The organism is Coleofasciculus sp. C1-SOL-03, from assembly GCF_040220555.1.
GTDB lineage: Bacteria > Cyanobacteriota > Cyanobacteriia > Cyanobacteriales > Coleofasciculaceae > Coleofasciculus.
Genome location: NZ_JAVJUO010000063.1, coordinates 1 through 12,403, shown reverse-complemented (window position 1 = coordinate 12,403; position 12,403 = coordinate 1). Strand labels below are relative to the sequence as shown.

General features: G+C 46.6%; 8 protein-coding genes. All 8 read left to right on the top strand.

The features are described from left to right. Nucleotides 1–2,281: BamA/TamA family outer membrane protein (locus RIE73_RS09885; RefSeq protein WP_446401027.1), on the top strand; the 2,281-nt coding region annotated here is incomplete at its 5' end. 187 nt (nt 2,282–2,468) lie between these two features. Continuing rightward, entirely contained in the window at nt 2,469–3,389 is a 921-nt protein-coding gene (gene lpxC, locus RIE73_RS09880) for a UDP-3-O-acyl-N-acetylglucosamine deacetylase (RefSeq protein ID WP_446401026.1), read from the top strand. Nucleotides 3,390–3,553: 164 nt separating this feature from the next. After that, nucleotides 3,554–4,066, top strand: a complete 513-nt coding sequence (gene fabZ, locus RIE73_RS09875; RefSeq protein WP_446401025.1) for a 3-hydroxyacyl-ACP dehydratase FabZ — start codon at nt 3,554–3,556, stop codon at nt 4,064–4,066. 320 nt (nt 4,067–4,386) lie between these two features. Continuing rightward, nucleotides 4,387–5,220 (top strand): acyl-ACP--UDP-N-acetylglucosamine O-acyltransferase, encoded by an 834-nt coding sequence (lpxA, locus tag RIE73_RS09870; RefSeq protein WP_446401024.1) that lies wholly within the window; start codon nt 4,387–4,389, stop codon nt 5,218–5,220. A gap of 150 nt (nt 5,221–5,370) precedes the next feature. Beyond that, a complete protein-coding gene (gene lpxB / locus RIE73_RS09865) occupies nt 5,371–6,699 on the top strand; it encodes a lipid-A-disaccharide synthase (protein ID WP_446401023.1) in 1,329 nt (442 codons plus the stop codon). Nucleotides 6,700–7,197: 498 nt separating this feature from the next. Then, nucleotides 7,198–8,241 (top strand): nSTAND1 domain-containing NTPase, encoded by a 1,044-nt coding sequence (locus RIE73_RS09860; RefSeq protein WP_446401022.1) that lies wholly within the window; start codon nt 7,198–7,200, stop codon nt 8,239–8,241. 113 nt (nt 8,242–8,354) lie between these two features. Then, on the top strand, nt 8,355–9,437 hold the full coding sequence (locus RIE73_RS09855) for a PDDEXK nuclease domain-containing protein (RefSeq protein WP_446401021.1): 1,083 nt from the start codon (nt 8,355–8,357) through the stop codon (nt 9,435–9,437). A gap of 43 nt (nt 9,438–9,480) precedes the next feature. Beyond that, nucleotides 9,481–12,090, top strand: a complete 2,610-nt coding sequence (locus tag RIE73_RS09850; RefSeq protein ID WP_446401020.1) for a CHASE2 domain-containing protein — start codon at nt 9,481–9,483, stop codon at nt 12,088–12,090. The last annotated feature ends 313 nt before the right edge of the window (nt 12,091–12,403 follow it).

Genomic DNA, 12,403 nt, shown 5'->3' with positions numbered 1-12,403 from the left:
TCCTCAGTTCGCTCAAGTTATGGACGAATCGACAACAGACAGTCCTAGAGGTGAGGTAGAAGCGATTTCCCAGCCGATTCAGGATAATCCAGCGATTCATCAAATTGAGGTGGATTCAACGCCATTACCATCGGTTCAACCGACACATCAGGGGGGAGTTGATCACCAAGGTATTTCTTCTCCTCGATTCGCTCAGGTTATTGACGAAACGACAACAGCAACCAGCGAATTGGCAAAAGATAACCCTAGAAATGAGCCAGAATCAACCTCCCCGCCAATTCAGGTCAATTCGACAAAATTAACACCGATTAACCCCACAACCCTAAATCATCTAGCCCTTCATGCCATAGCAACGCCAACGATAACACCAACGCCGCCGCTAATTGCCCAAGTTCAAGTTCCCCCAACTGACGCGCCAACGCCACCCACCAATCAGCCAGAACCACGAGTTCTGGTATCAGAAGTCGTCATTGACTTCCAGGATTACACCGGACCCCAAGAGCAACTGGAAAACGAGATTTTTCGCGCCATTAGCACCCGACCCGGATTGGCAACCACGCGCTCTCAGTTACAGCAAGATGTGAATGCTGTCTTTGCCACAGGTTTCTTCAGAAGTGTAGACGTTGTACCCGAAGATACTCCCTTGGGCGTGCGGATTACCTTTGTGGTCGAACCAAACCCTGTACTGCGTCAGGTGGCGGTGAATACAGTTCCGCCAGAAGCCGAGGCGCGGGTTCTACCTCAGGAGGTGGTCGATCAGATCTTCCAAGAGCAATATGGTGAGATTCTGAACCTGAATGACCTCCAACAAGGCATTCAACGGTTAAACGACTGGTATCAAGAACAGGGGTACGACCTGGCGCAAGTGGTTGATGCCTCAGATGTGAATGATGATGGCATTGTCACCGTAACCGTGGCAGAAGGCGTGATTGAAGAGATTGCCGTCCGCTATCTTGATGAAGAGGGAGAACCCATTCTGAATGATGAAGGTGAGCAAATTCGCTTACTCACCGCAGCAGACGAACCCATTGGCGGTCGTACCCGTCCCTTTATCATCACCAGAGAAATGCAACTCGATGAAGGGGATGTATTTAACCGCCAAATTGCGGAACGGGATTTGCGACGAGTTTTTGGTCTAGGACTCTTTGATGACGTGCGCCTCTCCTTTGCTCCGGGAACTGACCCCCGTCGGGTTGTGGTAGTGGTGGATGTGATTGAGAAAAATACAGGCTCCCTGGCGGCGGGGGCGGGAATTAGCTCCGCCAGTGGCTTATTTGGTACAGTGAGCTATCAGCAACAAAACCTTGGTGGCAATAATCAAACCCTCGGAGCAGAATTTCAGGTGGGAGAACGCGCCCTGCTGTTTGACCTGCGCTTTACCGACCCTTGGATTGCGGGTGATCCCTTCCGCACCTCCTATACGGTGAATGCTTTCCGACGCCGCTCGATTTCTCTGATTTTCGACGGGGGTGAGACTGAGGTGGAACTGGACAATGGCGATCGCCCCCGTGTGGTGCGTACCGGGGGTGGAATCAACTTTACTCGTCCCTTATCCCGCGACCTCTATAGCCGTTCTGAATGGACAGCATCAGCCGGATTTGAATATCAACAAGTGTCGATTCGGGATTCAGATGGGGATCTGAGTCCAGAGGATGAACTGGGTAATGATTTAAGCTTCAGTGGAGAGGGTGAAGACGACCTATTTAGCCTGCAACTGGGGGCGGTGCGCGATCGCCGCAATAATCCCCTGCGACCTACCAGTGGTTCTCTGCTCAGATTCGGCGTTGAACAGACGATTCCGATTGGTCAAGGGAGTATCTTTCTCAGTCGCCTACGCGGGAGCTATAGTTACTATTTACCCGTAGAATTTACCGATTTCACTGAAGGACCTGAATCCCTTGCCTTTAACGTGCAAGCCGGAACTGCGATTGGAGACTTACCCCCCTACGAAGCCTTTTCTCTGGGTGGGAGTAACTCAGTACGCGGTTACGATGAGGGAGAAGTGGGTTCAGGTCGCAGCTTTATCCAAGCTACAGCAGAATACCGTTTTCCGATTATCTCTGTCGTCGGCGGTGCTTTATTTGTAGACTTCGGCAGTGATTTAGGTACCGGTGATGATGTACCCGGTGAACCTGCTGTGGTTCGCGATAAACCCGGAACTGGCTTTGGTGTCGGGATTGGTATCCGAGTCCAATCTCCCCTGGGTCCAATTCGTGTGGATTATGGGTTTAATGATGAAGGAGACAGCCGTCTCCATTTTGGTATTGGAGAACGCTTTTAACGGTTGAGGAAGTTGGGGAAGATGGGGGAGATGGGGGAGATGGGGAAGATGAGGGAGATGGGGAAGATGGGGAAGATGGGGAAGATGAGGGAGATGGGGAAGATGGGGAAGATGAGGGAGAAGATTCCCAATCAACAATGAACCATGAACCATGAACAATCAACGAATGACGAATGACGAATGACGAATGACCAACTACACTTTGGGTGCTGCTTTTGAACGATCAGGTATCGGATTGCACAGTGGGCTGACCACCACGGTTCGCGTCTTACCTGCGGCGGCTGGAACGGGACGTTATTTTGTCCGCGTTGACTTGCCAGAAAAACCTGTGATTCCAGCGCGAGTGGAGGCTGTCTCTACTACGATGCTTTCGACCCAATTGAGGGCAGAAAATGATGAGACTTCTGCCGATTCCGAGGTGACAGTGAGGACAGTCGAACACCTCCTCGCCGCCCTTGCTGGGAGTGGAGTGGACGATGCTTGTATTGAAATTGACGGATCAGAACTTCCCCTGTTGGATGGTTCGGCGTTGGCTTGGATTAAAGCAATTCAGGAGGTGGGGATGGTTGAGAGTAAACGTCCCCAAACCTCGTCTCCTTTTCCTCCCCTCTCTTCCCCAATGTTGGTTGAGGAACCCATTTGGGTTTGTCGAGACGATGCCTTTGTCGCCGCCTTACCCGCACCGATGACGCGATTTACCTACGGTATTGATTTTGAGAACCCAGCGATTGGCAATCAATGGCATAGCTGGACACCGGAACAGGAGCATTTTGCTGAGGCGATCGCACCAGCGCGAACCTTTGGTTTAGCCAATCAAGTTGACCAACTGCGCGATCGCGGTTTAATTAAAGGCGGTAGCTTGGAAAATGCCTTAGTTTGCGGCGATCACGGCTGGTTGAATCCGCCCTTGCGATTTTCAAATGAGCCAGTGCGTCATAAACTTTTAGATTTAGTAGGGGATTTGAGTTTATTGGGGAAATTTCCTGTCGCTCACGTCCTCGCCTACAAAGCCAGTCACACTCTGCATATTCAATTAGCGAGATTACTGGCTCAACAAATCGGCGCTGGGGATGTCAGTCGTCAATCATCAGCCGTTATTGGCACTTGATCACCACTGACACCTAAACGCTAACTCATCCATGTTCCTGGTGTAGCGGACGCAAAACGAAATGACTAGGATTCAATCCGCTTACAGTCTGGATACGTTTACAGATTCACTCACCTGGTCACTGAACGCTGCTCATTGGTACTCGTTTTTATCCTAATTTACTCATGTCTACCTTGATTGACGTTAACACTCACGATGATTCCACTGATAATGCCAATCCTACTCAGTCTGAATCATCCACCAAAACAATTTTCACGGTTGAAGACATTCATAAGATCTTGCCCCATCGCTATCCCTTTGCCTTAGTTGACCGCATTATTGAATATGTTCCGGGAAAGCTAGCGGTTGGTATCAAGAATGTCACGTTTAATGAACCCTATTTCCAAGGACATTTTCCAGGACGACCGATGATGCCAGGGGTGATGATTGTAGAAGCCATGGCTCAAGTTGGTGGCATTGTCTTAAAACAAATGGCTGACATGGATGACGCCTTATTTGTTTTTGCCGGAATTGACAAAGTTCGCTTTCGTCGTCCTGTTGTACCTGGCGATCAACTGATCATGACGACGGAACTCGTATCGGTGAAGCGCCGTCGTTTTGGAAAGATGCAAGCTCGTGCAGTCGTTGACGATCAGCGAGTTGCTGAAGGGGAATTGATGTTTTCTCTAGTCGAATAAATCTCACCTGCGCTATCCCAAATTTGGGTTAGCGCTCCCGGATTCTTTATCCTGTCGCACTTGAAATGATAGAGGCGTCAGTATAGATGATTATACCTGAAATTTCTGCGATCGCTTACCCTTACATTTAATTCTACAGCTCACCAAAAGCGAGTCTGTCCCCTGTTCAACCTTCCTTTAACCTAAGTAGGTTGGTGGAAATAAACTCAACTATATTAAGTGATGTAAATAACCCTCAAACCCTCAAACCCTCACAAATGACATAAGACGAATGACGAATGACAAACTCACCCTGTTCACCATTCAAATAGGATCGCTATATGGCAACAACACTGATTCATCCTACTGCTGTAATCCACCCTGGTGCCCAACTGCATCCGACAGTTCAAATTGGTGCTTATGCAGTCATTGGCGATAATGTAAAAGTGGGTTCACAGACAAAAATTGGGGCACATGCGGTTCTCGAAGGACCGACGGAAATTGGTGCGAGAAACCAAATATTTCCTGGAGCAGCGATTGGCTTAGAACCGCAAGACTTAAAATATGATGGCGCACCGAGTTGGGTGAGGATTGGTGATGATAATCGGATTCGGGAATATGTCACCATTAACCGCGCAACGGGTGCAGGAGAAGCCACAGTTATTGGCGATCGCAATTTGTTGATGGCTTATGTTCACGTTGCTCACAATTGCGTGTTAGAAAACTCAGTGATTATCGCCAATGGAGTCGCCTTAGCGGGTCATGTTCATATTGAAACAAAAGCCACCATTGGTGGCGTTTTAGGCATTCATCAATTTGTCCACATTGGGCGTCTGGCAATGGTGGGGGGAATGAGTCGTATTGACCGAGATGTACCCCCTTATATGTTAGTCGAAGGCAACCCCGCACGAGTGCGATCGCTCAATTTAGTTGGTCTCAAAAGAGCGGGAATCAACGGTGAGTCCCTGGGAGACTTAAAAAAGGCATTTCGGATGCTTTATCACTCTGATTACACCTTCAATCAAGCCGTAGAACAACTGCATCGGATATCTGATCATGAACAGGTACAGCACCTACGCCTATTCTTAGAGCGATCGCAATTACCGGGACGGCGTGGTTCGATTTCAGGTCGTCGTTTTCATCATAGTCAAGACACGGAGAAGTTTGGAGTTTAATCCGACCGAATGACGTAGCGTGCTTCTAGGGAAACGAGTGACCCATGACGAATGATAGAACACTAATTTCTCGGTGTAATCAGTGTAACTAACCTCTCACTTCCCTCCCCCACTCTCTCCAATAAATCCGTGAAATCAGTGTTTTGACGAATGACCAAAAAAACAATTTTTATCAGTACGGGTGAAGTCTCCGGTGATTTACAGGGTGCAATGCTTATTGATGCCCTGAAACAGCAAGCCACGCACCAAGGAATAGAGTTAACAATTGTGGCATTAGGGGGCGAAAAAATGGCACTTTCTGGTGCCACATTATTAGGAAATACGACGGGTATTGGCTCAGTCGGACTATTAGAATCTTTGCCATTTGTTCTGCCAACCTTAACCATCCAGCGTCGCGCCAAACAATACCTTAAGCAGAATCCCCCAGATGCCGTTGTTCTCATTGACTATATGGGACCCAATCTCGGTATTGGCAAATTTATTCAGCGTCAGCTTCCCCACGTTCCTGTGGTGTATTACATCGCCCCTCAAGAATGGGTTTGGTCACTCTCTCCCCGGAATACATCCACAATTGTGGAAATGACGAACAAACTGTTAGCGATTTTTCCCGAAGAAGCGCGTTATTTTGAAGAAAAAGGCGCATCGGTGCATTGGGTGGGTCATCCCCTGGTCGATCGCATTCCATCTTACCCCAGTCGGGAGCAAGCTAGGGCGGCGTTAGGGATTAAACCCGATCAAACCGCGATCGCACTTTTACCCGCCTCCAGACATCAAGAAATCAAATACATGATGCCAATTATCTTTTCCGCCGCCCAGCAGCTTCAGGAGAAGTTATCGACTTGTAGAGACGTGCCATGGCACGTCTGGGAAGCAGGGGGAGATAAATCAACAGTCAATTGTAGGGGCGGGTTTAGCCACTCAGATAAGCTTGTCACTGATAACTTATCAACAAAACCCGCCCTTATTCAAAAGTCAAAACTTTCCCAATCCTCAATCTTTTGGATTCCCTTATCTCATCAAGCCTATCGCCAACCGATTGAAAAAGCAATAAATGATTATGGACTTCAGGCGACGTTAGTGACAGAAAAGACTCAGGAGGTACTCGCCGCTGCTGATTTAGCGATTACCAAATCAGGTACAGTAAATTTGGAATTAGCGCTGCTCAATGTTCCCCAGGTCGTATTTTATCGCGTCAGTCCATTGACCTACTGGATTGCCCGTACTTTCCTCAACTTTTCCATTCCCTTCATGTCACCCCCGAACTTAGTAGTGTTGCGTTCAAGTGTCCCTGAATTACTCCAAGAGAAGGCGACTTCAGAAAATTTAGTTCGAGAAGCAATGGAACTATTATTTAATCCCCATAACCGTCAACAAACTCTGGAAAACTATCAACAAATGCGTCAACTATTAGGAGAAGTTGGGGTATGCGATCGCGCGGCGTCAGCGATTCTCCAGCTAGTTCACCCCGTAGGTTTGTAGTGAGCGCTTTAGCGCTTCTAGTGGCGAAACCTAACCTACAACTGTTATAGCAGTAGACATATAGATTAGGACGTTCCGAACTGTTGTTCCAGACGTTCCGCCGGAACGTCTCTACTAAATGATGTGTCCTAACCACTATGGCGGTTGCTATAGAATGGGCGCACGCCATGCGCCCCTACAATTCTAATCTTTTGAGGAAATCTGCAGCTTGTGTAGGTGCGGGTTAACCTTCATTGGTGTCAACTTAAGCTCAACCCCTCACCCCCAGCCCCTCTCCCACGCCGGGGAGAGGGGAGTAAGAGAATCTGGTTCCCCTTCTCCCCACGGTCCGGAGTTGGGGTTAGGGGATGAGGGGGATCTATCAAGGGGATAATCAACCGGGATTTGCTATAAATTAGGTATTCCCCGTTTCCTGTTCCCGTTGAGGAATTTAGATATCCCCATCTAAAATAACCTATGAACTTATCCCAGCAATCTTGCCCGTTTTGTGCGGGGTCAATGATTACTGACCCCCAATTCTTTGTCGGGCGGCGAGAAGAATTGGATTTTATTACCTCGCGTCTGGTTAATACTCAACCCACGAGTATTAATGTCGTGGGAGAACGTCGGATTGGTAAATCATCATTACTCTATCATTTTTTTCAGACCTCCGAACAACGAGTTCAGGGGGCTGGTAAAAATCCAGGCAATTATGTAGTCGTTTACTTATCATTGCAAGCTGCACAATGTCGAAAAGAAAGCAGTTTTTATCAGGCTATTGCCCAAGCCTTACTCAATCGTCCGGTGGTACAAGGGAATCCGGCTTTAGCGACACCGTTAAAAGCAGGAACCCTAGACCGACAGAAATTTTCAGCAGCAATTGAATCTTGGCAAACAGAGAATGTTTTACCTGTGTTGTGTTTGGATAAGTTTGAGGAACTTTTAGCGAAACCGGATCAGTTTACGGATGATTTTTATGATAATTTGCGGTCGTTGATGGATCGCAATGCGTTAATGTTGGTGATTGCTTCCTATCGGAATTTGGATGTTTATAAACGTAAATATCGATTCCTGTCCTCGTTTTTTAATCTGGGTCAGGTTTTGCCTGTGGGAGGAATTACGGAAACCGAAGCAACGGATTTGATGCGTTTACCGGAACATAAAATACCGGGAGTGACGGCGGCGTTGAGTCCAGAACGGCAGAAACTAGGATTGGCTTGGGGTGGACGACATCCTTTATTATTACAATTGGCAGGATTGTGGTTATGGGAGGCGCAACAGCAAAGTCGTCCCGATGAATGGGCGAGGCAAAAGTTTGAACAGGAAGCCCAACGGGTTCCTCATTCAGGGGTGACAAGACGACGGTTAAAGCGTCCCATGCGTTTGTTGTTATGGTTGCCGATGAAATTGGGGTGGATGGCGCGATTTGTGGGGGATAAGTTAGATGATACCAGTAATTTGATTGCGGGAACGGTTATTTTAGTTGTGGCGATTTTGGTTGTGTTGAAGGTGTTGCCGTTTGAGGAGTTATTACAGCGAGTTAAAAATGCGGTTGGGGGATAAAAGCCCTGCCCTAAATCCCTCTTCGAGAAGGCTGCGCGAATGGCTTCAAGTCTTGGTAAATTCTCAATTGTTTTAATATTATTGGAGTTAATATTGTTGGTAATGTGTAGGAAATGAAGAGTATCGTTGGAGAGTGCAGGGTGTTGATCAGTGATATTGCTGGAGAGGAACAGAGGGTGAATGATCTAAATACAGACAATTACGGCGAACTTCTGGTTGAAATCAAGCAGCGGATTCGTTTTGCTCAATATGAAGCGCTCAAAACAGTCAATAAACAGATGATTGCCTTGTACTGGGATATTGGGCAAATGATTGTTACTCGTCAGCAAGAGCAAAGTTGGGGTAAGTCGGTGGTGACGACACTTTCTAAAGACTTACAAACAGAGTTTCCTGATATCAGTGGTTTCTCCGCAGCTAACCTATGGCGCATGAAGCTATTTTACGAGACTTACTGCCATAATCAAAAACTCGCACCAATGGTGCGAGAAATTGGTTGGACGCATAATCTAGTGATTGTGGAGAAGTGCAAGGATGATTTAGAGCGGGAGTTTTATATCCGCATGACACGGAAGTTTGGTTGGACTAAGAATGTACTCATCCACCAAATTGAGAACCAAACCTATGAGAAAACTCTACTCAATCAAACTAATTTTGAGCAGACGTTATCCGAGGAGATTCGCAATCAGGCAATGTTGGCGTTGAAGGATGAGTACACGTTTGATTTTCTAGAACTTGCGGATGAACACAGCGAACGTCAGTTAGAGTTGGCGATTCTGGCAAAAGTTGAGCCATTTTTGCAGGAAATGGGGGGAATGTTTGCCTTCTTAGGCAGTCAGTACCGCTTAGAAATTGGTGAAGAGGAATATTTTATTGATTTACTCTTGTATCACCGTCGCTTGAAATGTTTGGTGGCGGTGGATTTAAAGATTGGCAAGTTTTTGCCAGAGTATGTAGGCAAGATGCAGTTTTATTTGGCGGCGTTGGATGACAAAGTTAAGCTAGCTGATGAAGATCCTTCTGTTGGCATTATTCTCTGCAAGTCTAAGAATAAAACAATAGTGGAATATGCGTTGAGGGAATCGAATAAACCGATTGGGGTGGCAACCTATCGAATTGTTTCTACTGTACCGCAGGAGTTAAAGGATCAGCTGCCTGCTCCAGAACAGGTAGCGAAGTTGTTGGAGGGGGTGAAGTGAATCAGCCAATTAAGTTAACAATATTGAACTTGATTTTTATATCATGCGTTCATACTCTACTCTTCCAGGAAGCCTAATTATAAGTTTCGCGATCGCACTAATTCTACTACTCATCCGATCCCTGGGAGGACTACAACCATGGGAACTCAGCGCCTATGACCAAATGATGCGATCGCGACCCAAAGAACCACCAGACAAACGTTTGTTGTTGGTGAAAATAACCGAAGCTGATATCAACAACTATCGCCATCCCTTATCCGATGACATTCTAGTCCAATTATTGCAGAAACTGGAATCAATGCAACCGCGAGTAATCGGCTTAGATATCTATCGAGATAACCCCATTCATTATCGCGACACACAGCGAGACTCTTCCCTAGACTTACCTACCTATCTGCCCCAAACAAATCGGGTTATTCATGTCTGTAAAGTGAGCAGTGAAAGCGATAAAGGAACCGCGTCTTTCCCTGATATTCCTTGGCAAAATCTCGGCTTTAGCAATGTATTAGTGGATAGCAAAAACACAGAAACAGGTCTACTACGCCGCCATTTATTATTTCAAACAGTCCCTTTAACCTCACCTTGTCCCACCTCATTTGCCCTCAGCCTTCAACTCGCCTTTCGCTATTTAGCTGCCGAGAATATATTACCAAGCTTTACCGCCAAAAACAATGACTTACAACTTGGAGACATTATTTTTACCGATTTAAAACCCCGTGCTGGAGGTTATCAACAGTATGATTTTAGAGGTCAACAAATCATCCTTAATTACCGTGCGGTTCAACCCATCGCGCAATCCGTGACATTAACCGAGGTTCTTCAAGGTAAAATTAATCCCCAATGGGTCAAGAATCGGATTGTATTAATTGGCGTTACTGCTACCAGCATTACAGAGATTTTCTTTACCCCTTACGGAGAAATGCGAGGATTAGAGATTCAGGCGCATGGGGTGAGTCAGATTCTCAGTGCTGTACTTGATGGACGACCTCTGATTTGGGTTTTGCCAGCATGGGTAGAAATACTCTGGATTTTTGCTTGGGCGCTGATAGGGGCAGGTTTGAATTGGAAAATACGTCATCCTCTATTTTTAGGCTTCAGTGCAATCCCTTTACTCGGTATACTATTTGGTATCGGCTTTTTTATTCTTTCCAGCTTTGCCGGATGGATTCCAGTTGTACCTGCGGCTTTAGTCTTAATTGGAATGCAAATGGTCGGTGTTTTTCTGCGACTACCTGAGTTTATCATGGTCTCTAGAGTCGCAGATGTTCTTAAACAGTGTCGAACTTCTGGAGATATTGCGACAATTGCTAATCAATTAGCCTGGATTCCTTCACCGCCTCCAAAAGTCTTTGGATTTATCATTCCTCAATTTTTAGAAGTCAGCCAAAGCGCCCAATCAGTTCGAGAAGCAACCTCATCTTATCGTCAATATGAATTTATCGGTCGTTCTATCTCTCAACTACATCGTTTACAAGAGAGTTTAGCGTTCAATAGAGATGCCCAGCAATTAAATCGGCTAGAAAAAATTGCTCAACAATGGCTGAAAATCTTGCAAACCGCCCAACAAACTCTAGCCGAACAAGCTAAACGTTCTGCGGAAATCCCCCAAGTTTACATTGCAGGTGCTTCCCTAAATCCAGATGATGCCAAAACCCGATTTAAAGGGCGCTTGGACATCTTCCGCGAAATCGAAACCCTGGCACTTTCCGCTCAACCTCCTATCCTCTTACTCTACGGGGGACGACGCACGGGCAAAACTTCAGCCTTAAAATATCTCCCCCGCAAAGTGGGTTCAGAATTAATCCCTTTACTCATCGATTTACAAGGCGCAGCTACCGCCACCACCTTAAAAGGTTTAGGCAACTACCTCGCTGAAGAAATCGTAAAAGCCGCCAAAAAATCCCGCAATTTTGACCTCCCTTATCCCAATCCCCAACAACTGAACCAGGAACCCTTTCTTACCCTACAAACCTGGCTAGAAAAACTAGAACGCATCGCCCCCGGTAAACGTTTTCTCCTTTGTCTGGATGAATTTGAACGCCTCAGCGAAGTTATCGCCACAACCAATAGCCGCATTCCCCTCAATTTCCTGCGCCACGTTTTACAACATCGCCGCCAATGGATTCTTCTATTCAGTGGTTCCCATACTTTAGACGAACTCGAACCTTATTGGAGTGATTATCTAATTAATACCCGTTCCCTGCGTGTTTCCTATCTGCAAAAACCCGAAGCCGAGGAATTAATTGTCCAACCGATCGCAGATTTTCCTAAAATCTATGAATCCCTTACCGTAAGCCAAATTATCCAAGCTACGCGCTGTCAACCTTATCTGGTTCAACTCCTGTGTACGGTTATCGTGGATCACCTGAATCGGGAGAAACGGCGACTCGCTACCCCCGATGATGTGCAAACCTGCATTCCTATCGCCATAGAAACAGGGGGGATGTACTTTCGAGAATTATGGACAAGTTTAAGTGAACCTGAACAAGATTTCTTGGAATACCTAATCACTGAAGAAACTCCCCATCCCCAGAATAAATCCACTGTGCGCCGTCTCATCCGCAAAGAAATCTTGGAAAAGAGGGGAGATTGTTATCGGTTTCAAGTTCCATTGGTGGAGAGATTTATTACCCAGATGGTGACGGAAGGGTGAACCGGGATGAAGCAGGAATCGTAGGGTCTTGGTTTCCAAGCCCACCAATGTAAAAATGATATTGGAACCAATACCTGAGCGATCATAAGGGCACGGCAATGCCCATTGGTATCAACTTAAGGCTGAAACCCTTACTTAATCAGAGATCCCCCCTAGCCCCCCTTGTAGATCCTGACAGGTGTAGGTTTTTTACTGTGCGGTTGGGGCAAGACTTGGAGGGCAAGGTGGACAAGAGGACAAGGAAGGAAAACCGTACAGAATCTTGTTCGGTCAAACTCACTTCTAAAAGCCGAAACGCCCGATTTTTCGTTCT